At 69.0% G+C, this 21,342-nt stretch carries 17 protein-coding genes; 13 read left to right on the top strand and 4 right to left on the bottom strand.

Translation table 11 applies throughout. From position 1 onward, the window contains the following. Nucleotides 1-6: 6 nt before the first annotated feature. The gene (locus ACLJRL_RS29965; protein ID WP_410659671.1) at nucleotides 7-906 is read right to left on the bottom strand and encodes a sugar phosphate isomerase/epimerase family protein; all 900 of its coding nucleotides are present in this window, start codon (nucleotides 904-906) and stop codon (nucleotides 7-9) included. A gap of 105 nt (nucleotides 907-1,011) precedes the next feature. Here ACLJRL_RS29965 and ACLJRL_RS29960 point away from each other — a divergent pair, with 105 nt between their 5' ends. Together ACLJRL_RS29960 and ACLJRL_RS29955 are read left to right on the top strand one after the other, a co-directional pair. Then, on the top strand, nucleotides 1,012-2,010 hold the full coding sequence (locus ACLJRL_RS29960; protein ID WP_410659670.1) for a LacI family DNA-binding transcriptional regulator: 999 nt from the start codon (nucleotides 1,012-1,014) through the stop codon (nucleotides 2,008-2,010). A gap of 43 nt (nucleotides 2,011-2,053) precedes the next feature. Further along, nucleotides 2,054-3,055 (top strand): Gfo/Idh/MocA family oxidoreductase, encoded by a 1,002-nt coding sequence (locus tag ACLJRL_RS29955; RefSeq protein ID WP_410659669.1) that lies wholly within the window; start codon nucleotides 2,054-2,056, stop codon nucleotides 3,053-3,055. Here the strand turns inward: ACLJRL_RS29955 and ACLJRL_RS29950 are convergent. Next, a complete protein-coding gene (locus tag ACLJRL_RS29950; protein WP_410659668.1) occupies nucleotides 3,052-6,060 on the bottom strand; it encodes an AfsR/SARP family transcriptional regulator in 3,009 nt (1,002 codons plus the stop codon). The two genes, ACLJRL_RS29955 and ACLJRL_RS29950, sit on opposite strands and share 4 nt — an antisense overlap. Before the next feature lie 1,100 nt (nucleotides 6,061-7,160). Here ACLJRL_RS29950 and ACLJRL_RS29945 point away from each other — a divergent pair. The 4 genes from ACLJRL_RS29945 to ACLJRL_RS29930 are packed head-to-tail and all read left to right on the top strand — an operon-like array spanning nucleotide 7,161 to nucleotide 10,158. After that, on the top strand, nucleotides 7,161-7,556 hold the full coding sequence (locus tag ACLJRL_RS29945) for a GntR family transcriptional regulator (RefSeq protein WP_410659667.1): 396 nt from the start codon (nucleotides 7,161-7,163) through the stop codon (nucleotides 7,554-7,556). After that, nucleotides 7,553-8,416 carry an ABC transporter ATP-binding protein gene (locus tag ACLJRL_RS29940; protein ID WP_410659666.1) on the top strand — a complete coding sequence of 288 codons (864 nt, stop codon included), beginning with the start codon at nucleotides 7,553-7,555 and terminating at the stop codon, nucleotides 8,414-8,416. Before ACLJRL_RS29945 ends, ACLJRL_RS29940 begins: the two co-directional genes overlap by 4 nt. A 9-nt stretch (nucleotides 8,417-8,425) precedes the next feature. Further along, complete coding sequence (locus ACLJRL_RS29935) at nucleotides 8,426-9,223, top strand: ABC transporter permease (protein WP_410659665.1); 798 nt, start codon at nucleotides 8,426-8,428, stop codon at nucleotides 9,221-9,223. Between the two features lie 14 nt (nucleotides 9,224-9,237). Next, nucleotides 9,238-10,158 carry an ABC transporter permease gene (locus tag ACLJRL_RS29930; RefSeq protein WP_410659664.1) on the top strand — a complete coding sequence of 307 codons (921 nt, stop codon included), beginning with the start codon at nucleotides 9,238-9,240 and terminating at the stop codon, nucleotides 10,156-10,158. A 35-nt stretch (nucleotides 10,159-10,193) separates the two neighbouring features. Here ACLJRL_RS29930 and asnB read toward each other — a convergent pair whose 3' ends face one another. Next, nucleotides 10,194-12,026 carry an asparagine synthase (glutamine-hydrolyzing) gene (gene asnB, locus ACLJRL_RS29925; RefSeq protein ID WP_410659663.1) on the bottom strand — a complete coding sequence of 611 codons (1,833 nt, stop codon included), beginning with the start codon at nucleotides 12,024-12,026 and terminating at the stop codon, nucleotides 10,194-10,196. Between the two features lie 340 nt (nucleotides 12,027-12,366). On the opposite strand from asnB, the gene kdpF reads away from it, so the two are divergent. From kdpF to ACLJRL_RS29895, 6 genes are read left to right on the top strand one after another with little or no spacing between them, the layout of a single operon-like run. Further along, nucleotides 12,367-12,468 (top strand): K(+)-transporting ATPase subunit F, encoded by a 102-nt coding sequence (gene kdpF, locus ACLJRL_RS29920; RefSeq protein WP_378368642.1) that lies wholly within the window; start codon nucleotides 12,367-12,369, stop codon nucleotides 12,466-12,468. Then, entirely contained in the window at nucleotides 12,468-14,129 is a 1,662-nt protein-coding gene (gene kdpA, locus ACLJRL_RS29915) for a potassium-transporting ATPase subunit KdpA (RefSeq protein ID WP_410659662.1), read from the top strand. The genes kdpF and kdpA overlap by 1 nt, the downstream gene beginning before the upstream one ends. Then, on the top strand, nucleotides 14,126-16,219 hold the full coding sequence (gene kdpB, locus ACLJRL_RS29910) for a potassium-transporting ATPase subunit KdpB (RefSeq protein WP_410659661.1): 2,094 nt from the start codon (nucleotides 14,126-14,128) through the stop codon (nucleotides 16,217-16,219). The genes kdpA and kdpB overlap by 4 nt, the downstream gene beginning before the upstream one ends. A gap of 4 nt (nucleotides 16,220-16,223) precedes the next feature. Next, nucleotides 16,224-16,835, top strand: coding sequence for a potassium-transporting ATPase subunit C (locus tag ACLJRL_RS29905; RefSeq protein WP_410659660.1), 612 nt, complete (start codon nucleotides 16,224-16,226; stop codon nucleotides 16,833-16,835). 5 nt (nucleotides 16,836-16,840) lie between these two features. Further along, nucleotides 16,841-19,423, top strand: coding sequence for a DUF4118 domain-containing protein (locus ACLJRL_RS29900; RefSeq protein ID WP_410659659.1), 2,583 nt, complete (start codon nucleotides 16,841-16,843; stop codon nucleotides 19,421-19,423). Then, nucleotides 19,420-20,121, top strand: coding sequence for a response regulator (locus ACLJRL_RS29895; RefSeq protein WP_410659658.1), 702 nt, complete (start codon nucleotides 19,420-19,422; stop codon nucleotides 20,119-20,121). The genes ACLJRL_RS29900 and ACLJRL_RS29895 overlap by 4 nt, the downstream gene beginning before the upstream one ends. An 81-nt stretch (nucleotides 20,122-20,202) precedes the next feature. On the opposite strand, the gene ACLJRL_RS29890 is transcribed toward ACLJRL_RS29895, so the two are convergent. Beyond that, entirely contained in the window at nucleotides 20,203-20,826 is a 624-nt protein-coding gene (locus ACLJRL_RS29890) for a hypothetical protein (protein ID WP_410659657.1), read from the bottom strand. A gap of 189 nt (nucleotides 20,827-21,015) precedes the next feature. Here ACLJRL_RS29890 and ACLJRL_RS29885 point away from each other — a divergent pair, with 189 nt between their 5' ends. Continuing rightward, nucleotides 21,016-21,312 (top strand): acylphosphatase, encoded by a 297-nt coding sequence (locus ACLJRL_RS29885; protein ID WP_410659656.1) that lies wholly within the window; start codon nucleotides 21,016-21,018, stop codon nucleotides 21,310-21,312. Nucleotides 21,313-21,342: the final 30 nt, after the last annotated feature.

Below are 21,342 nucleotides of genomic sequence, written 5' to 3'. Positions count from 1 at the left end.
CTTCCTTTACCTGGCAGCCGGGAGCCGGCTGACGATTCCGCCGAGATGCGCCAGGCTCCTGGCCACATCCCGCTTCGGCAGATCTTCGGAATCGTGCTCGCTCAGCGCGGTGTCCTGCTCGAGCACGTACCACCCGTCATAGCCCGCCTCGTGGACGAACCTGACCATCGCTTCGATATCGACGTCCCCGTCTCCGAGCGGGACGTACAGACCCTTGCCCACGGCCTCGGCGTAGGGAAGCTTGCCGTCGCGGACGTCTTCGGCGAGGGCGCCGCGCACGTCCTTGAGGTGCAGATGACCGACCCGGTCCGGGTAGCGCTTGGCCAGCGCGACCGGATCGGTGCCGCCGATCAGCAGATGCCCGGTGTCCAGGCACAGCGGGAGAGCGGAATCGGCGAGGAACCGCTCGACCTCTTGCTCGGTCTCCGCATGCGTTCCGACGTGCGGGTGCAGCACCGTGCGAAGCCCGTGCTTCGCGGCGATTTCGCTGATCTCGCCGGAGGTTTCGATCAGGGTCGCCCATTCGGCGTCGCTCAGCTTGGGCCGATCGTCGTAGCCGTCGAGCCCGGTCGCGGCGGCGAGCACGAGCACGTCGGCGCCGCACGCGGCGAACAGCGCCGAGGACTCCTCCGCTTCGGCCAGCGCGGCGTCGGCGTTCTCGTGCAGTACGACGGCGAGGAAGCCGCCGACCAGGTCGAGCCGGTATCCGCCGAGCAGTTCGCGCAGTTCGGCCGGGTCGCGTGGCAGATAGCCGGGAGGGCCGAGTTCGGTGGCGCGCACCCCCAGTTCCGCCATTTCGCCCAGTACGGTCCCCGCGTCGAGCACGCGGCCCCAGCCGGGGACTTCGCACACGCCCCAGGAGATCGGGGCTGCGGCGATTCGGATCCGGGATGTCGGCACTGTCATCGGCGACCTCCGGTAGGGATCGGGGGTTAGAGCGCTCTATTGATTAGAGCGCTCTAATCTTGTAGCGTCCATCACAGTAAAGTCAAGGGCAGGGGGAGGCTGGAAATGGCACGACCGACGATGGAGGACGTCGCCGCGAAAGCGGGGGTGTCCCGTGCGCTCGTGTCGTTGGTGATGCGGAACGCGTCGAACGTTTCCGATGAACGGCGGACGCGGGTGCTGTGCGCGGCGCATGAACTGGGTTACGAGCCACACGCCATGGCCAGGTCGCTGGCCAGCCGGACCTCCACCGTTCTCGGCGTGATGGTCTCCGATCTGCGCAACGCCTTCTTCGCCGATGTCGTCGAGGGCCTCGACGCGGCGGCCGAGGCGGCCGGATTCCACTTGATCCTCAACACCGGTGGCCGCAGTCCTTCGCGCGAGCGTGCGGCGCTGAAGAGCCTGTTGTCCTTCCGTCCCGCCGGGGTGATCCTTTTGTCGCCGGTGCTTCAAGCCCCGGCGATCGAGGAGGCGGCCGCGCAATGTCCGGTCGTCCTCGTCTCGCGCACCTCGCGCGTGCAGGACGTGGACACGGTGAACGACGACGGTGAGGCCGGTTCCAAGCTCGCCGTCGAACACCTGGTTTCCCTGGGGCACCGGAGGATCGCTCATCTGGACGGTGGGGTCGCGCCCGGCGCCGCCGCCCGGCGCCGGGGGTTCCGGCAAGCCATGCGGCGGCACCGGCTGCACCCGATCATCGTGCGCAGCGAACACACCGACACCGCCGGAGAGAAGGCCGTGCACGAACTGCTCGGCGACTACCCTCGAGCGAATCTGCCGACGGCTTTGGTGGCGGGCAACGATTTCAACGCCGTCGGCGCGATATCCGCGTTGGCGGAGGCGGGCCTGCGGGTGCCCGAGGACGTTTCCGTGGTCGGCTACGACAACACCTCGCTCGCCGCGCTGCGCCATCTCTCACTGACCACTGTGGACCAGCCGCGCACCGAAATGGGCAGGCTGGCCGTCGAAGCACTGCTCGAACGGGTCCGGGGCGAACGCGCCGAGCCCGTCCGTCACCTGTTGCATCCCTCGCTGGTGGTCCGTTCGACCACCGCCTCACTGTGAAATCCGGCGCTCTGAAAACCAGTGCTCCAGAAAGGTTGCGACCATGAGGTTGGGACTTGCCGGCACCGGCCGGATCGGTATTTCGCACGCCGAAACCTTGAAGAGCTTCGACGAGGTTTCGTCCGTGGTCGTCGCCGACGTCGACGCCGGACGGGCCCGGGCCGCCGGGGCCAAGCTCGGCGTCGAAGCGGCCGCGGACATCCCCACGTTGTTCGAGTCCTCTTTGGACGGGCTGGTGATCACGGCGGCGACGGACGCGCACCCGGAACTGATCCTCAGGGCCGTCGACGCGGGAATCCCGGTGTTCTGCGAGAAGCCGGTCGCCGCCGACATTCCCGGGACGCTCGCGGTGATCGGCAAGATCTCCGGGTCGGACGTCCCGGTACAGATCGGTTTCCAGCGCCGGTTCGACGCGGGATACGCGGCCGCGCAGGCCGCGGTGGCTTCCGGCGAACTCGGCTGGCTGCACACCCTGCGCGCGACCACGCTGGACCCGGCACCGCCGCCCGCGGAGTACGTCGCGCATTCCGGCGGGCTGTTCCGCGACTGCGGGGTGCACGACTTCGACGTCGTCCGGTTCGTCAGCGGCCGCGAGGTCGTCGAGGTCTACGCCGTCGGCTCGAACAAGGGCGAGCAGTTCTTCGTCGACGCCGGTGACGTCGACACCGCGGCCGCGACACTGACCCTGGACGACGGCACGCTGGGCGTGGTCTCCCTGACCCGGTACAACGGCGCGGGCTACGACGTCCGGCTGGAAGTGCTCGGCTCGGCGGGGAACGCCGTGGTGGGCTTGGACGATCGCGCGCCGCTGACCTCGGTCGAACCCGGTGTCCAGCCGCTGCCCGGCCCGGCGTACCCGGGATTCATGGAGCGGTTCCGGCCCGCGTACATCAGCGAGTTGAAGGCGTTCCTCGACGTCGCGGCAGGCCGTGCGCCGAGCCCGTGTGGCGCGGCCGACGCACTGGAGGCGTTCTACATCGCCGAGGCGTGCGAGGTCTCCCGCCGCGAACGCCGCCCGGTCCGGATCGACGAGGTGCGTGTCTAGAGCCGGTCCAAGATCAGCTTCGCGCGTTCTTCGACGAGCCGGTATCCGGAGCGCGCGGCGAGTTCGAGCGCCAGCTCGCCGTGCGTCCGGGCCTCTTCGGCTTTCCCCAGTTCCAGCAGGGCTTCGGCGAGTCCGGTCCGCGCGGCGGCTTCGCACCAGAAGAAGCTGGTCGTACGGGCGATCGACAGCGCGTGCCGCTGGTGTTCGGCTGCCTCCTCGGGCAGGCCGAGCCGCAGGCAGACCTCGCCGAGCCCGACGAGCGTCCAGGCCTCGGTGCCGCGGTCACCGATCTTGCGGGTGAGTTCGACGGCTTCGAGCGCGTCGGCGCGGTTCTGGTCGCCGGGGTCGCGCCTGCTTTCGAGCACCGCTCGGCCGGACAGGGCCGTCGCCTCGCCGTAGGTGTAGCCGAGTTCGCGGTTGGCGGCCAGCGCGCGGGTGTAGAAGTCGTAGGCCTCGTCGGGTTTCCCGAGGTCGCGGTGCACGTTGCCGAGGTCGACCAGCAGCACCGCGACACTGAACCGGGCGCCGTCCCGTTCGGCGACCGCGAGCGCGCGGGTGAAGTTGGCGAGCGCGTCGTCGAGCTGACCGGTCTGCCAGTACGGGAAACCGAGGTTCGCCAGCGCCATCGAGATGCCCGGCATGTTCAGTTCTTCGCACAACCGCAGGGATTCGAGGCCGCAGCGGATCGCCTCCTGCGGGTCACCGAGGCGCTGGTGCACCGCGCTCAGATTGTTGAGCACCGCGGCCCGTCCGGCCGGCCAGCCCTCGGTGCGCAGGGCACTGGTGAGATGCTCGCGCGCTTCGTCGTAGCGGCCACTGTTGACGCAGGCGAGCGCGATGCTGAGGTGCATCGCCGCTTGCGCCTGGTCCGCCCCGCTCCGGCGAGCGGCCTTGAGCGCCGTCGACGCGGTGTCGATCCATTCCGCGTGATGGCCGCGCTGGTGGAAGAACGCACGGAGGGCGTCGGCCAGGTGCCACGAGAACTCGGCGGGCCCGTGCTCCGCGCTGTGTTCGACCGCGGCCGCGAGGTTCGGCCACTCGGCGTCGAGCCAGGTCAGCGCCTCGTCGGTGTCGGAGAAGGGTTTGCCTTCCGGCTCCTCGCGCGGCAGCCGCAGGAAGTGGGGGATGAGGACCCGGCCCGCGGCGTCGGCGGTGTTCAGGTAGCTCTCGAAGAGCCGTCGCTCGGCCGCGTCCCGTTCGGTCTTCGTGTCCTCGGACAACGTACGGCCGGCCGCGAAACTGCGGAGGAGGTCGTGGAACCGGTAGCGACCGGGCGTGTAGCGCTCGACCAGGTGGGCGGCCGCGAGTGCCTTGAGCTGCTGGTTCGCCCGCGTCGTCCCGGTGAGTGCCTGCGCGGCGGGCGCGGTGAACGTCTGGCCGGGGACCAGCGCGAGCCTGCGGAACAGCAGGCGGTGTTCCTCGGGCAGCGCCCGGTAGGAGACGCCGAACGCGGTGGTCACGGCGCTTTCCTCGGCACCGTCGACGGTCAGTTCCGCCAGCGGGTCCCCGCCGGCCAGCTCCCGCGCGAGCTCGGCGATCTCGGGTTCGCCGCTCGCGCCCAGGTTCGCCGCCGCGATCCGCAGGGCGAGCGGCAGATGTCCGCACAGCCGGGCCAGCTCCGCGGCCGCGACCGCCTCGGCGGCGACCAGTTCGCTGCCGAGCACGGCTTCCAGCAGGTGCCGCGCGTCTTCGGCGGGCAGCACGGACAGCGGGAGCGCGCGGGCGCCGGTGCGGGCGATGAGGTCGCTGAGGCGTTGGCGGCTGGTGACCAGGACGGTGCCCGAGGGCGGCAGCAACGGCGTCACCTGGCCGGTGTCGCGCACGTTGTCCAGAACCAGGAGGACCCGTTTGTCGGCGAGCAGGGAGCGGAGCAGCGCCGCCCGCGTGTCGGTGTCCGACGGGATGGCCTTCGGCGCGGTGCCGAGGGCTTGCAGCAGCTGGGTGAGCGCGACCGCCGGGGTGAGCGGCTCGTGGTCGGGGTCGAATCCCCGCAGGTCGAGGTAGAGCTGGCCGTCGGGGAACTCGTCGCGCACGCGGTGGGCCCAGCGCACGGCCAGCGCCGTCTTGCCGACACCGGCCGTCCCGCTGATCACCCAGATGTCGGTGCCGTTCCCGGTCGCGCGGGTCGCTTCGTCGAGCCGCTCCAGCTCGGCCGCGCGTCCGGCGAACCCGCGCACGTCGTGCGGCAGCTGGGCAGGGCGGACCGGCTCGGGTTTGGCCGTGGCCCGCGCGGTTTCGGTCGCCGGATCGAGGGAGGGATCCGCCGCGAGGATGGCGCCTTCGAGTTTGCGCAGCTCCGGCGACGGGTCCAGGCCCAGCTCGGCGCCGAGCCTGTCTCGCAGCGAGCGGAAGGCCTCGAGGGCGTCGTCAGTGCGGCCTTCGCGGTGCAGCGCGAGCATGAGCTGCCCGACGAACCGTTGCCGCAAGGGGTGCGCGGCGACCAGTTCGGTCAGCTCCGCGAGCACCTGGCGGCCGCGACCGAGCCGCAGCTGAGCGTCGGCGCGATCCTCCAGCGCCGTCCAGCGAGCCTCGTTCGTCCCGCCACGCAGCCGCTGCGCGACCTCGCCACTCACCACGTCGGACAACGCCTCGCCCCGCCACAACCCGAGCGCCTCGTCGAGCAGCTCGACGGCCAGCGCGTCGTCGTCGGCCTTGCGGGCCTGCGCGGTCAGTTCGGTGAAGCGGTGCAGGTCGACCTGACGCGGATCGACTTTCAGCAGGTAGCGGGTCCCCTCGGAGACGATCTCCGGGCCTTTCGCGGTCCGGAACACCGCCCGCAGCCGCGAGATCAGCGCTTGAACAGTGTTCCGCGCACTCGCCGGCGGCTCTTCGGGCCAGAGCAGGTCGATGATCCGGTCGCGGGGCACCGGCCGGCCCGCCTCCAGCAGCAGAACCGCCAGCACGAGCCGTTGTTTGGGCGAACCGAGATCGACCGGGCCGCCATCGGCCCACGCCTCGACGGCGCCGAGGACGCGGAACTCCACCCGGCCACCTCCGCCCACCATCGTCGAAGGCTGCAAGCGTAGTGCAAGCGCCCTGCATCCGGACGCCGTGATCCTTAGGCGGTGTCCACCGAGGACCCGTCGCCGGAACCGTGCCCAACCAACAGACGGGCAGGACCCCCCATTCGGTTCCGGTACGACGGTGGACACCTCTACTTGAACAGGTTTCTCGAGGTTTGCCGAGACGCCGCCTGACGGGCGGTGAGGGCTGGGGGTAGTGCCAGCTCGACGTCTTCCCCCGTGTCGTCGAGCTGGCGCTCTTCTTTACTGGGGCTGGGGTTTCTTCTCGTCGCCACTCGGTGGCGATTCCGGGGGAGGCTGGAGCTGGGCGGGGCCGGGGGTACGGCTCGCTCGCTCCGGCTTCAGCCTGTCCGCTTGCGCGTGCTCACTACTTTCGGGCCTCCGGCCTTTCGCAAGTAGTCCTCTAATGGCGGGCTCGTGTGCCCGGGCGTCGCCGCTTTGTGGCGATGGGCGGGTTGCTGACCGCCTGCGCGCCCGTGCGCCCGTGCGCTCACGCAAGTAGTCGACTACTTGCGGTCTGGCCTGGTCTCGTGTGGCGGGGCTCGCGTTGCCGGATTTCGGCGACGGGCTGGGTTGGCTGATGGCCCGGGGGCCTTGCGCTCAAGCATGTATGCCGACCTTTGTGGTGCGACTGGGTTTGTCTGGCGAGCGCGCAGGCAGTCGCCGCGAGTAGTCGACTACTTGCGGCGGAAGCGGGTCGGGGTGGCGGGCTGGTGTTGCCCGCGTTACGGCGACGGGAAGGCCGTGGGGTCGTGTTGCCGGAATTCGGCGACGGCTTAGAACGGCGGGGGTTCTGGTCGTGGGTCGTGCAGGGGTGGCGGGGTGCGCTACGAGCACGGAGTCCCGGTCGTCCAGCGAGTTCAGTGCATTGAGTGCGGCCAAGATTTCGGCCCCAGAGGTAGCCACGAAACGAACCTACAACGGGACACCGACAGAACTGTAATCGTTGTGCGATAAGGAAAGTAGCTCAATTTCGAGAGATGGGCCGCTTGAGCGCGCCGCAGCCCCGAATCACCCCCGCTTGACAACCACCCCATCATCCTTCACCCTTTCACTAGTTCATTAGTGAAAGGGTGTTGCCAGTGGTCACCTTCCACCTGGACAAAGGCTCGGGCGTCGCCACGTACGTCCAGCTCGTCCAGCAGGTCAAACACGCCCTCCGTCTGGGGTTATTGGAGCCGGGGGATCGGCTGCCGACGGCGAAGGAGGTGGTCGCCGAGCTGGCGATCAATCCGAACACCGTCCTCAAGGCATACCGCGAGCTCGAGCGCGAGGGGCTCGTCGAGGGGAAGCCGGGCCTCGGCACCTTCGTGAAGAAGACGCTTGGGGGCGCTTCGTTCGCGGAGCATGCGCGGTTGCGAAAGAGTCTGGGCGGCTGGGTTCGCGACGCGCAGGAATCGGGACTGGAACAGGGAGACGTCGAGGCTTTGTTCGCCTCGGTGGTGGTAGATGGCTTTCGTGGGGAGCGAACGGCATGACTGAGAAACCCATCATCGAAGCGACGGGGCTGGGTAAGCGATACCGCCGCAAATGGGCGCTGCGAGACTGCTCCCTGTCCGTCCCTAAAGGACGCGTCGTCGCGCTGGTCGGGCCGAACGGCGCCGGCAAGACGACCTTCCTGCACTTGGCGGTCGGGCTGCTCGACGCCACTCTCGGCTCGGTCTCGATCAAGGGGGAGACCGCGTTCCTGGCGCAGGACAAGCCGTTGTACCCCGGCTTCAGCATCGCCGAGATGCTCAAGTTCGGCAGACGGCTCAACCCCGGTTGGGACGACGAGTTCGCGCTCAAGCGGATCGATTCGCTGCGGCTTCCCTTGAAACACAAGGTGGGCAAGCTTTCCGGCGGTCAGCGCGCTCAGGTCGCCCTCACGCTCGCGCTGGCCAAGCGGCCGGACCTCCTGGTGCTCGACGAGCCGCTCGCGAACCTCGACCCGTTGGCCCGTCACGAGGTCATGCGCGGGCTGATGGAGGCGGTCGCCGAAACCGGGATGACCGTTCTGCTCTCCTCGCACGTGGTCTCCGATCTGGAGAACACCTGCGACTGGCTGATCGTGCTCAACGGCGGCCGGGTCCAGGTCAGCGGCGACATCGACGAGCTCGTCGCCGGGCACCGGATCCTCGCCGGACCCGCGGACGAGGCCGACGCGCTGGCCAAACGGGTGGCCGTCGTCGAAGAGACCCGGGCCGGCAGGCAGGCGACGGTGTTCGCTCGCACCGAACCCGTCCCGCTGGGTCCACAGTGGACCGACCGGCCGGTGAACCTGGAGGAGCTGGTTCTCGCCTACCTCCGGCGGCCCGATTCCGCGAACCTGCCGCGTCCGACGCTGGCCTCGGCTTAAGGGGGAACGATGTTCTGGCTCACGTACCGCCAGCACCGGATGCAGCTCCTGGTGACGTTCGGGATTCTGGCCGTGGTCGGGGTCCTGCTGCTGGTCAACGGAATGTCCGTGGCGACCAGTCCGGATCCGGCGAAGCTCTTCAGCAATCTCTACGCGTACCTCAACTGGTTGCAGGTGTTCCCGGTGGTGATCGGCGTTTTCTGGGGCGCACCGCTGATCGCGGCCGAGTACGAACGCGGCACCACGAAACTCGCGTGGACCCAGTCGGTCTCGCGTTTCCGTTGGCTCGGCGTGAAACTGGGGTTTCTCGCCGTCCTCGCCACGCTGGGAGGCCTCGCGTTCGGGGCGATGATGCTGCGCTGGGTTGAAGTCTTCCCCGCCGGCAGCGGGGATTCCATGGTCACCAGCCGGTTCGACAACCCCGTCCTGTTCTCGATGACCGGTGTCGCGCCGGGCGCGTGGTGGCTCTTCGGTTTCGTCCTCGGCACCGCCGCGGGCGCGCTCATCCGCAAGACCCTCCCGGCCATCGCCGTCACCATCGCGGTCGGGGTGGGGCTCATGATCGTCCTGGGCAACGTCCGCGACGGCTACGCCGAACCGGAAATCGTCGCCTTGGGCGCCGGAGGACAGGACCCCGGCGGCCGGGTACTCGGGATGGTCGCGGACGCCACCGGCGAGGTCAACGCGCTCAAGGTCCTGCCGTACGACTGGTACTGGCGGTTCCAGTGGACCGAGGCCGCGATCCTTTCCGGCGTCGCGCTCCTGCTCGCCGTCGCCGCGATCGCCGCCATCCGGCGACGCTCCTAGAAAGGGACACGTTCTTGCTCTGGCTCACCTGGCGGCAGCACCGCACACAGCTGTTCGTCACCCTGGGACTCCTGGCCGCGGTCGGCGGTGTCCTGCTCCTGTCCGGACAGGCCGCCCTCGACGCCGCGAACGGGAACCTCACGTCGTTATGCCGCGGTGGCGGCGTGCCGTGCGTCGAGACCGACGCGGGGCTGGAGGATCTTTACCAGAAGATCTACCCGATGATCGCGATGCTGCCGTTCGTCCCGCTGCTGGCGGGGATCTTCTGGGGAGCGCCGCTGCTCGCCAGAGAGTACGAGCGCAACACCCACCAGCTCGCGTGGACCCAGTCGGTGAGCCGCGGACGCTGGCTGGGCGTGAAGTTCTGCGTCCTCGCTCTGTGCGCGGCGCTGGCCGGGCTGCTTTCGGGGCGGATGTTCGACGCCTGGCTGGAACTCTTCCCCGGCAAGGCGAGGACTTTGGCCGAGACGTCGTACTTCGGCGCCGCCGGGATCGCGCCGGTGGCGTGGTGGCTCTTCGCCTTCACACTCGGGGCGGCGGCCGGGGTGCTGGTGCGCAAGACCTTGCCCGCCATCGCGATCACGGTCGCGGTGTTCGTCGTCGCTTCGATCGCCTTGCTGCTCCTGCGCCCGCACTATGCCGAACCGGTCCGCTCGATCGGCGCGGATCCCTCCGCCAAGGGCGGCCTGATCGTCGACACGGGGAGAATCGCTCCGGACGGCCGGGAGTTCAGGGCGTTCGACGACGTACCCGGATGCCCGCAAGGGCGGGGGATGACGGAATGTGCCGAGGCCGCGGGCTACCGCGACTTCTCTGTGTACCAGCCCGCCACCCGGTTCTGGCGGTTCCAATGGACCGAGGCGGGCATCCTGCTCGCCGCGACCGCGGTGCTCGGGGGCGTCGCGGTAGGGGGAACGGTCCGCCGCCGTCGCTGAGACGGCGGCGGACCACCCGGCCCCGCTGAAATGACTCAGTCGAGCTGCAACTCGGGCCGATAGATGTCGAACCAGTGGTAGAGGTCCAGCATCCGGTCGAGCCCGCTGCGCTGGGCCGAGGACATCGTGGCCGGGTCCACTTCGGACACGCGGTGCGCCCAGTCGCGGTCCACCACCGAGAACACCGGGTTGTCCCGTTCGGTCAGGGCCTCCTTCGCCTGCTGCTGCAACGCGGCCGCGTAGCCTGGGTCCTGAGTGGACGGATACGGGCTCTTGACCCGGTTGCGCACCGACGTCGGGAGCACGTGCTCGGTGGCGTGCCGCAGCAGGCTCTTCTCCCTGCCGTCGAACGTCTTCAGCGACCACGGGGTGTTGTAGACGTACTCGACCAGGCGGTGGTCGCAGAACGGGACACGCACCTCGAGCCCGACGGCCATCGACGCCCGGTCCTTGCGGTCCAGCAGCATCCGCACGAACCGGGTCAGGTGGAGATTGCAGATCGTCCGCATCTTCGCGTCCTGCTCGCTCTCGCCGTCGAGGTGCTCGACCTGGGCGACGGCGGTGCTGTACTGGTCGGCGACGTAGCCGGGCAGGTCCAGCGCCCGCTGGACGTCTTCACGGAGCAGCGAGGTCCGATCGCTGGTCAGTCCCATCCGGAAGGCGAGCCAGGGGAACGTTCCCGAGTTCACCGCGGCCTCGTCGTGGAACCAGCGGTATCCGCCGAACACCTCGTCGGCCGATTCGCCGGACAGCGCCACGGTCGATTCCTGGCGGATCGCCTTGAACAGCAGGTAAAGCGACGTGTCCATGTCGCCGAGGCCCGCCGGGATGTCCCGCGCGGTCAGCACCGCGCGGCGGACGGCCGGATCGCTGAGCTCGGCCGGATTGAGGACGACGTCCTGGTGGTCCGAGCCGACGAGGTCCGCGACGTCCCGGATGAACGGTGAATCGGCGGTGTCCCGCAGTTCGTCGGGGTGGAAGTTCTCCTCCTGGCCGAAGAAGTCGACCGAGAACGTCCGCAGCCGCTCGCCCTGTTCGGCCAGCCGTGCCGCGGCGAGCCCGGTGACCGCGCTCGAGTCCAGCCCGCCGGACAGCAGCACGCACCGGGGAACGTCGGCGATCAGCTGACGGTGCACGATGTCGGTCATCAGCTCGCGGACCCGCTCGACCGTGGTCTCCTGGTCGTCCGTGTGCTGCTTGGCGTCGAGCTTCCAGTACGTCCTCGTCCGGATGCCGGAGCGGTCGACGGTGACGATCGTGCCCGGCTCGACCTCGTGCATGCCCTTCCACAGCGACCAGCCCGGGGTCTTGGTCATGGCCATCAGTTCGCGCAGGCCGTCGGCGTCGACCACCTTGCGCGCCAACGGGTTCGCGAGGATCGCCTTCGGTTCGGAGCCGAACAGGACGCCGTCCGGCGTGGGGTAGTAGTAGAACGGCTTGATGCCCATGCGGTCGCGGATCATCACGAGCTTCTCTTCGCGCTCGTCCCAGATCGCGAAGGCGTACATACCGTTGAGGTGATCGACGACGGCGTCGCCCCACTCCAGGTATCCGTGCAGGACGACCTCGGTGTCGCTGTCGGTCTCGAACCGGTGTCCCCGCTGGGAAAGCTGTTCGCGCAGCTCGGTGAAGTTGTACGCCTCGCCGCTGTAGACCATGGCCGCCAGCCCGGCTTCCGCCATCGGCTGCCTGCCGCCCGGCAGGTCGATGATGGCGAGCCGACGGTGTCCCAGCGCCACCTGGGGCCGCACCCAGGTACCCGAGTCGTCAGGCCCGCGGCACGCCATGGTCGCGGTCATCTCGTCGACGATCTCCCGGCGTTGCGTGAGATCCGTGTCGTAGGAGACCCACCCTGCGATTCCGCACATCGCTACCTCCTGTTGCTTAGCACATACAACTATCCGTAACACCGGTGTAACACGCTTGAACCGGCTTGTCTGCCCGAATTGCACGCTCCGTCCCGGCCGGGTCACTGTCTGTGGGCCATGTCACCGGGCATCAAGAAGTCGTAAAGGCACCCGATCGGGGCATCAAGACGTCGTCAGGCTGCGGTCTCGATGGTCTGTACCAGGCGCACTGTTGCCAGGTCCTGGTCACCGATGGGGTGACCTGTCCTGAGAGGTGCCAAGTGGCCGACTTGCTCTACGCCGTGTTGTTGATCGGCGTATTCGTGGCACTCGCTCTGACCCTGCGCGGGTTGGAAAAGCTGTGACCGGCACGGGAATCGTGGCCAACGTCGTCGGCGGACTGCTGGCGCTGGGGCTGATCGTCTATTTGTTCATCGCACTGGTCAGGCCGGAGAAATTCTGATGTCAGACGTCATGGCCGGCCTTTTGCAGGCCGGCCTCCTCCTCGTCGCGCTCGCGGTGGTCTACCGGCCACTCGGCGACTACATGGCGCGGGTCTTCTCGACCGAGAAGCACACCAAGGCCGAGCGTGGCCTCTATCGCCTGTTCCGGGTGAACCCCGGATCCGAACAGCACTGGAAGACCTACGCGTCCGCCGTGATCGGCTTCTCGTTCGTCTCCGTCGTGTTCCTCTACCTGCTGCAGCGACTCCAGTCGATCCTGCCGTGGAGCCTCGGCAAGGAACCGGTCTCGCCCGCGGTCGCCTTCAACACGGCGGTCAGCTTCGTGACCAACACGAACTGGCAGTCCTACAGCCCCGAAGCGACCATGGGTCACTTCGTGCAGATGGCCGGACTGACCGTGCAGAACTTCCTTTCCGCGGCCGTGGGTCTTTCGGTCGCCGTCGCGGTGGTCCGCGGTTTCGTCCGCTCGAAGACCGACCGCCTCGGCAACTTCTGGGTGGACCTGACCCGCGGCACGGTCCGGATCCTGCTGCCGATGGCGTTCGTGGCCGCGATCCTGCTGATCGCGCTCGGCGTCGTCCAGAGCCTCAAGAGCGGTGTCGACGTCCTCAACCCGGACGGCAGCACGAGCAAGATCGCCCTCGCGCCCGCCGCGAGCCAGGAGGCGATCAAGGAACTCGGGACCAACGGCGGCGGCATCTTCAACGCGAACTCCGCCCACCCGTTCGAGAACCCGAACGCCTGGACCAACCTGGTCGAGATCTTCCTGATCCTGGTCATCCCGGTCTCGCTCACCCGGACCTTCGGCAAGCTCGTCGGCAACACCAAACAGGGTTACGTCCTGCTCTCGGTGATGTCCGCGCTGTTCACCGCCATGCTCGCGGTGACCTGGCTGTCCGAGGCCCACGCGAGCGGTCCGGCGTCGCTGGCCGCCGGGGCGAACCTGGAAGGCAAGGAACAGCGCTTCGGCATCGGCCTGAGTTCGCTGTTCGCCAACGCCACCACGGGGACCTCGACCGGCGCGGTCAACAGCATGCACGACAGCTACAGCGGGCTCGGCGGCGGCGGAGCGCTGCTCAACATGCTCCTGGGCGAGATCTCGCCGGGCGGGGTGGGCACCGGTCTCTACGGCATCCTCGTGATGGCCGTGATCGCGATGTTCCTCGCCGGGCTGATGGTCGGCCGGACACCGGAGTACCTGGGCAAGAAGCTCGGCAAACGAGAGGTCACCTGCGCGGCGGTCGCGATGCTCGCGATGCCGACCGTGGTCCTGCTCGGTTCCGGGGCCGCGCTGATGCTGTCCGATACCCCGGCCGCGATGACGAACTCGGGCGCTCACGGCCTTTCCGAGGTCCTGTACGCCTACGCGTCGGCGGGGAACAACAACGGCAGCGCGTTCGGCGGGCTGACCGCGACGAGCGACTGGTTCCAGTCCTCGCTCTCGGTGGCCATGCTGCTCGGCCGGTACATCCCGATCCTCGCCGTGCTGTGCCTCGCCGGATCCCTTGCCTCGCAACGGAAGGTTCCGGAGACCGCCGGCACGTTGCCCACCACCGGACCGCTTTTCGGCACGATGCTCGCGGGCACGATCGTGCTCGTCGCGGCCCTCACCTTCATCCCGGCGCTCGCGCTCGGGCCCATCGCAGAGGCACTCGCATGACCGCCACCCAGGAACGCACTCCTGAAGAGATATCCCAGCACCACGTCGAGAACACCGGCCGGGTCGGCGCGGGGATCTTCAGCCCGCGCCAGCTGCTGACCTCGCTGCCGGACGCGCTGCGCAAGCTGAACCCGAAGCACCAGCTGGCCAACCCGGTCATGTTCGTGGTGTGGGTGGGCTCGGCGCTGACCACGGTGTTCGCGATCACCGATCCGAGCACGTTCACCATCCTCATCGCGATCTGGCTGTGGTTCACCGTCCTGTTCGCGAACCTCGCCGAGGCCGTCGCGGAAGGCCGGGGCAAGGCGCAGGCGGAAACCCTGCGGCGCAGCAAGAAGGAGACCATCGCCCGCCGTCTCACCGAGGACGGCGACGAGGAACAGGTACCGGGCGCCGATCTGCGCGTCGGCGATCTCGTGGTCGTCGAGGCGGGGCAGGTCATCCCGGGCGACGGCGACGTCGTCGAGGGTATCGCGACCGTCGACGAATCGGCCATCACCGGCGAATCGGCCCCGGTCATCCGCGAATCCGGTGGCGACCGGTGCGCGGTCACCGGCGGCACCACGGTGCTCTCGGACCGGGTCGTCGTGAAGATCACCACCAAACCCGGCGAGTCCTTTGTGGACCGCATGATCGCGTTGGTGGAAGGCGCTTCCCGGCAGAAGACGCCGAACGAGATCGCGCTGACGATCCTCCTTTCGACGTTGACGATCATCTTCCTGCTCGCCGTCGTGGCGCTGCAGCCGATGGCCGGTTACTCCGGCAGCCAGCAGTCCGTGGTGGTGCTGACCGCGCTGCTGGTCTGCCTGATCCCGACCACGATCGGGGCGCTCCTGTCCGCGATCGGTATCGCCGGGATGGACCGGCTGGTGCAGCGCAACGTGCTCGCGACCAGTGGCCGCGCGGTGGAGGCCGCCGGCGACGTCTCGACGTTGCTGCTGGACAAGACCGGCACGATCACCTTCGGCAACCGCAAGGCCACCGAGCTGATCCCGGTCGGCGGCGCAGGCGTGGACGACATCGCCAAGGCCGCCCGGCTGTCCAGCCTCGCCGACGGCACCCCCGAAGGTCGCAGCATCGTCGAACTCGTCGCCCGTGAGCACGGTCTCGCGGAGACGGCCTCCGACGACGAGAAGCTCGCGGACTTCGTCGAGTTCACCGCGCAGACGCGGATGAGCGGCATCGACATCGGCGAACGCCAGGTCCGCAAGGGTGCCACCAGCGCGGTGCGTGAGTGGGTCCGGGAACGCGGTGGTGACATGCCGGACGAGACCGAACGGGTCGTCGACGAGATCAGCCAGCAGGGCGGGACGCCGCTGGTGGTCGCGGAGTACGACGGCGCGAAAGCGTTCGTGCGCGGCGTGATCCGGCTGTCCGATGTGGTCAAACCCGGGATGAAGGAGCGGTTCGTCCAGCTCCGCGCGATGGGCATCAAAACCATCATGATCACCGGGGACAACCCGCTGACCGCCAAGGCCATCGCCGCGGACGCGGGCGTCGACGACTACCTCGCCGAGGCCAAGCCCGAAGACAAGATGGCGCTGATCAAGAAGGAGCAGGAAGGCGGGCGGCTGGTCGCGATGACCGGCGACGGCACCAACGACGCGCCCGCGCTGGCGCAGTCCGACGTCGGCGTCGCGATGAACACCGGGACCTCCGCCGCCAAGGAGGCGGGGAACATGGTGGACCTCGACTCCGACCCGACGAAGCTGATCGAGATCGTGGAGATCGGCAAGCAGTTGCTGATCACCCGCGGCGCGCTGACCACCTTCAGCGTCGCCAACGACCTCGCGAAGTACTTCGCCATCCTGCCGGCGATGTTCACCGGCATCTTCGCCCAGCTCGGCGCGCTCAACATCATGCAACTGGCGACGCCGAAATCGGCGATCCTCTCGGCGGTCATCTTCAACGCCCTGATCATCGCCGGGCTGATCCCGCTCGCCCTGCGCGGCGTCCGGTACAAGCCGTCCTCGGCTTCGGCGCTGCTGCGCCGGAACCTGCTGATCTACGGCCTCGGCGGCATCGTCAGCCCGTTCCTCGGGATCTGGCTGATCGACCTCGTGGTCCGTCTCATCCCTGGAATCGGGTGACCTGATGAATTCCCTGTTCAAACAGACCCTCGCCGGGCTGCGGGTGCTGCTCGTGATGACCGTGCTCCTCGGCGTCGTCTACCCGCTCGGCGTCTGGCTGGTGGCCCGGATCCCCGGCTTGGAGGGCAACGCCGAAGGCTCGATCATCAGCCAGAACGGTCAGGCCGTCGGCTCGTCGCTGATCGGCGTCGACCCGGTCGCCGCCGACCCGGCCAAGGACCCGTGGTTCCACAACCGGCCGTCGGCGGGTTCGAAGGACCCTCTCGGCCCCGGCGACCCGTCGTCGTCCGGAGCCTCGAACAAGGGCCCGTACAACGAGGACCTGGTCGCCACGATCGGTGAGCGCAAGCAGCTCATCGCCACCCGAGAGGGTGTCCAGGAGTCGCAGGTGCCCGCCGACGCGGTGACGGCGTCGGGATCGGGGATGGACCCGGCGATCAGCGTCGCCTACGCCGACCTGCAGGTCGCGCGAGTGGCGAGGAACACCGGGCTCTCGGTGGAGAAGGTTCGCGAGCTGGTGGCCGAGAACACGAGCGGCGCCGGGATCGGTGTTCCGGGCGTCACTGTGCTCAAGCTCAACTTGGCCGTGCGGGATGCGGCCGGAGGAGCAAACTGACAGACGTGGACGAGAAAACGACCAAGCCGCGCCGGGGTGAGCTGAGGATCTACCTCGGCGCGGCCCCGGGCGTCGGAAAGACGTTCGCCATGCTCGGCGAGGCGCGCCGCCGCCTCGACCGGGGGACCGACGTGGTCATCGGCCTGGTCGAGACGCACGGGCGCTCGAAGACCGCGGAGCTCGTGGAGGGCCTCGAGACCGTGCCGCGCCGCCGGACCGAGCACCGGGGGCACGAATTCGAGGAGATGGACCTCGACGCGCTGCTCGCCCGCGGCCCCGAGGTCGCCGTGGTGGACGAACTCGCGCATACGAACGTGCCGGGCTCGCGCAACGAGAAGCGCTGGCAGGACATCGACGAACTGCTCGACGCCGGGATCGACGTCCTCTCCACGGTCAACGTGCAGCATCTGCAGAGCCTCAACGACGTCGTCGAGCGGATCACCGGTGTCACCCAGCAGGAGACGGTGCCCGACGAGGTCGTGCGGCGGGCCGAGCAGCTGGAACTGGTCGACATCACGCCCGAGGCCCTGCGGCGGCGGCTGGCGCACGGCAACGTCTACCCGGCCGAGCGGATCGACGCGGCGCTGGGCAACTACTTCCGGCCGGGGAACCTCACCGCGCTGCGGGAACTCGCGCTGCTGTGGGTCGCCGACCAGGTCGACGTCGCCCTGCAGCGCTACCGGGCCGAGCAGAAGATCACCGACACGTGGGAAGCACGCGAACGGGTGGTCGTGTCGATCACCGGCGGGCCGGAGAGCGAGACGCTGATCCGCCGGGCGAGCCGGATCGCGAACCGCGCGGGCGCCGAACTGCAGGTTCTGCACATCCTGCGCGGCGACGGGCTGGCCGGGATGGGACCGACGGCGGTCGGCAAGTACCGGAAGCTGACCGAAGAGGTCGGCGCGACCTTCCACACCGTCGTCGGCGACGACGTGCCGTCGGCGTTGCTCGACTTCGCCCGCGGGGTGAACGCGACCCAGCTGGTCGTCGGCACCTCGCGGCGTTCGCGCGTGGCTCGGCTGTTCGACGAGGGCATCGGCGCGGCGGTGGTCCAGCGCTCCGGCCCGATCGACGTCCACATGGTCACGCACGCCCACGCGGGCGGACGGCTGCGCGCACGGTTCGCTCGCAGTCCCTTGACGCTCTCTCGGCGACTCACCGGCTGGGCGCTCGCGCTCGTGCTTCCGGCACTGGCGACGCTGCTCGGTGTTCTGTTGAGGGACCAGCTGGACTTCTCCACCGACGTCGTCGACTACGTGCTCGCGACGGTCCTGGTCGCGCTCGTGGGCGGGCTCGGGCCCGCCTTGCTCGCCGCGGTGATCTCGGCCGGGCTGCTGAACTTCTTCTTCACCGCGCCGCTCTACAACCTCACCGTCCACGAGCCGCGGAACGTGATCACGCTGGTCGCGATGGTGCTGGTGGCGATCCTGGTCGCGGCCGTCGTCGACACCGCCGCCCGCCGGGCCACCCAGGCCGCGCGGGCGCGGACCGAGGCGGCGCTGCTCGCCTCGTACGCCAAGACCGTGCTCACCCACACCAACCCGATCGAACGGCTGCTGGAGAAGGTCCGCGAGAACTTCGGGATGACTTCGGTGACCCTGCTGGAAAAGCGGGACGGCAAGTGGAAGCGGGTGGCGACCGCCGGCTCGGATCCGTGCGCCGATCCCGATCAGGCCGATGTGGACATCGCGGTGACCGCCGACGTCCATCTCACGCTGCGCGGCCGCGCGCTGCCCGCGTCGGACCGGCGGGTGCTGGAAGCCGTCGCCGGGCAGGCGTTGCTGGCCTTGCGGCAGCAGCGGACGGCGAAGGCGGCCGTCCGGGCCGAGCGCAAGGCCGAGGCGACCGAGCTGCGCACGGCGCTGCTTTCCGCCGTGGGGCACGACCTGCGGACGCCACTGACGTCGATCAAGGCGGCCATCGGCAGTCTGCGCGCCACCGACATCTCACTGTCCGAAGAGGACACCGACGAGCTGCTGGAGGCGATCGAGGAATCGGCAGACCGGCTGGCCGGGCTGATCGACAACCTCCTCGACTCGTCCCGCCTGGCGACCGGCGCCGTCCGCCCGCACCTGCGTCCGGTCGGCTACGACGAGGTCGTCTCGCACGCGCTGTCCAATGTGGACAACTCGGATACGGTCGTGGTCGCGATCGACGCCCGGCTGCCGTCGGTGTGCGCCGATCCCGGTCTGCTGGAACGCGTCGTGGCGAACGTGATCGACAACGCGCTGCGGCACGGGGTGTCCGGAGTACCTGTCGCGGCCCGGGCCAGCACCCATTCCGACCACGTCGAACTGCGCATCATCGACCACGGGCGGGGGCTCAGGAAGGGCACCGCGGATTCGGCGTTCGCGCCGTTCCAGCGGCTGGGCGGGGACCGGGACACGGTGCCCGGGGTAGGGCTGGGGCTGTCGGTCGCCAAGGGATTCACCGAGGCGATGGGAGGGCGGATCCGGGCGGAGGACACGCCCGGCGGCGGGCTCACCGTCGTCATCTCGCTACCCGCATATGTCGGGCAAGATCCGGAGAAGAACCTCCTCGCTTTCGACGAGGCTCTCGATAACGAAGAGGGGGAACGGGTGCGATGAGTGCTGAGACCGCTTCGGCGACCGTTCTGGTCGTCGACGATGAACCGCAGATCGTGCGAGCCCTGCGGATCAACCTTTCCGCGCGCGGCTACAAGGTGATCACCGCGCACGACGGCACGGCCGCGCTGAAGGCCGTCGCCGAGACCAAACCCGACGTCGTCGTGCTCGACCTCGGCCTGCCCGACCTCGACGGCACCGAAGTGATCGCCGGCCTGCGCGGCTGGACGACGGTGCCGATCATCGTGCTGTCCGCGCGCGGCGATTCCGCCGACAAGGTGCAGGCACTCGACGCCGGCGCCGACGACTACGTCACCAAACCGTTCGGCATGGACGAACTCCTCGCCCGCCTGCGCGCTGCCGTCCGCCGCTCGGCGACGTCCGGTGTGGACGGTGTGGAAGCGGTGGTGGACACCGGATCCTTCAGCATCGACCTGGCGGCCAAGAAGGTGCGCCGGGACGGCAAGGAAGTGCACCTCACCAAGACCGAATGGGGAGTGCTGGAACTGCTGGTGCGCAACCGCGGACGGCTGGTGGCGCAGAAACAGCTGCTGCACGAGGTGTGGGGCCCGACCTACGAGACCGAGTCGCACTACTTGCGGGTGTATCTCGCGCAGCTGCGGCGGAAGCTGGAACCGGAACCTTCGCGGCCGCGGCACCTGCTGACGGAACCGGGAATGGGCTACCGCTTCGAGATGTGAGCGGTCAAGTCCCGATGCTATGAACGGGCCTTTCCTTGCAAAATTTGCAAGGAAAGGCCCGTTCATAGCATCCGGAAGTGCTTACTGAGGGCCGCTCGAGGTCGCGCCCGAGGAAGAGCTGCCGGGCGGGTCGCTGGGCGCACCGCTGGAGCTGGAGCCACCGCCCGGAGGCGGATCCTCGCGGGACGAGGTGGGCGGAGAACTCGGCGGAGTCGTCGTGGTCGGAGTCGTGGGCGTCGGCTTCGGCGTGGTCGGCTTCGGTGTCGTCGTGGTCGGCGGCAGCACCGTGGTGCCCGGCCCGCCGGGGCCGGGGTTCGGCGGCGGAGGGGGCGGGATGACGACGCTCGTCGTCTCCTTGCCGTCCGGTCCGACCGAGGTGACCGTGGTCGGCGGCGTCGTGGAGCTGGAGGGCGCGCCCGGGATCGGCTCGCCGCTGACGGTCATCGGGCCGCCGGGGACGGCGTTGCCCGGTACCAGCTGGACACCGGCGGGTGACGTGTTCTGCCCGCCGGGGATACCGGTGCCGCCGGCGGTGGCCGAGGTGCCGGGGCCGGCCAGTTCGGCGATCGCGGCGAAGGCCGTCGCCACCACGAGGCCGCTGACGCCGAGTACGGCGTAGCCGGCGCGGTTCAGCTTGCCGGTGGCGCCGCGCGGGGGCGCCACGGACACGCGTGCGCTCGAATCAGACCCGTCGGGACGGGGCATGTGCTGGCTCCTCGGATGGGGGACTTCGGGGAGTTGAGGCGGCAGCGACGTGATGCCATGCCGTCTCCGGCTACCCGGGCGAGGTAGCCCAAGTGGGGACCCGGCGCGGAGATTATCACCGTCACCTCACCGTCTGCGAACGACAGTGGACGATGTGTTCACTGTCCGCAGTCGTTTCGATGAGGCACGATGGGGTCCGTGAGTGAGGAAGAAACGCACATCAGGCTGACCGCGTGGGTGCACGGCCGGGTTCAAGGTGTCGGTTTCCGCTGGTGGACCCGCAGTCGCGCCCTGGAGCTGGGGTTGGTCGGCAGCGCGGGGAACCTGGCCGACGGGCGTGTGCAGGTGGTAGCGGAGGGTGTTCGAGAACACTGTGAGCGGCTGTTGTCAGCCCTCCGGTCCGGAGAATCACCCGGAAGTGTGGATCGCGTCGTCGAGCGGTGGTCGCCCGCGAAAGGCGGGATCAGCGGGTTCGTGGAACGCTGATCCGGCATCTGGGCCCCCGCGTCCCACGCT

Source organism: Amycolatopsis sp. lyj-112 (assembly GCF_046549055.1).
In the GTDB taxonomy this organism is placed as follows: Bacteria; Actinomycetota; Actinomycetes; order Mycobacteriales; family Pseudonocardiaceae; genus Amycolatopsis.
The sequence above is the reverse complement of the archived record's forward strand: the minus strand, read 5'-3'. Positions and strand labels throughout refer to the sequence as shown.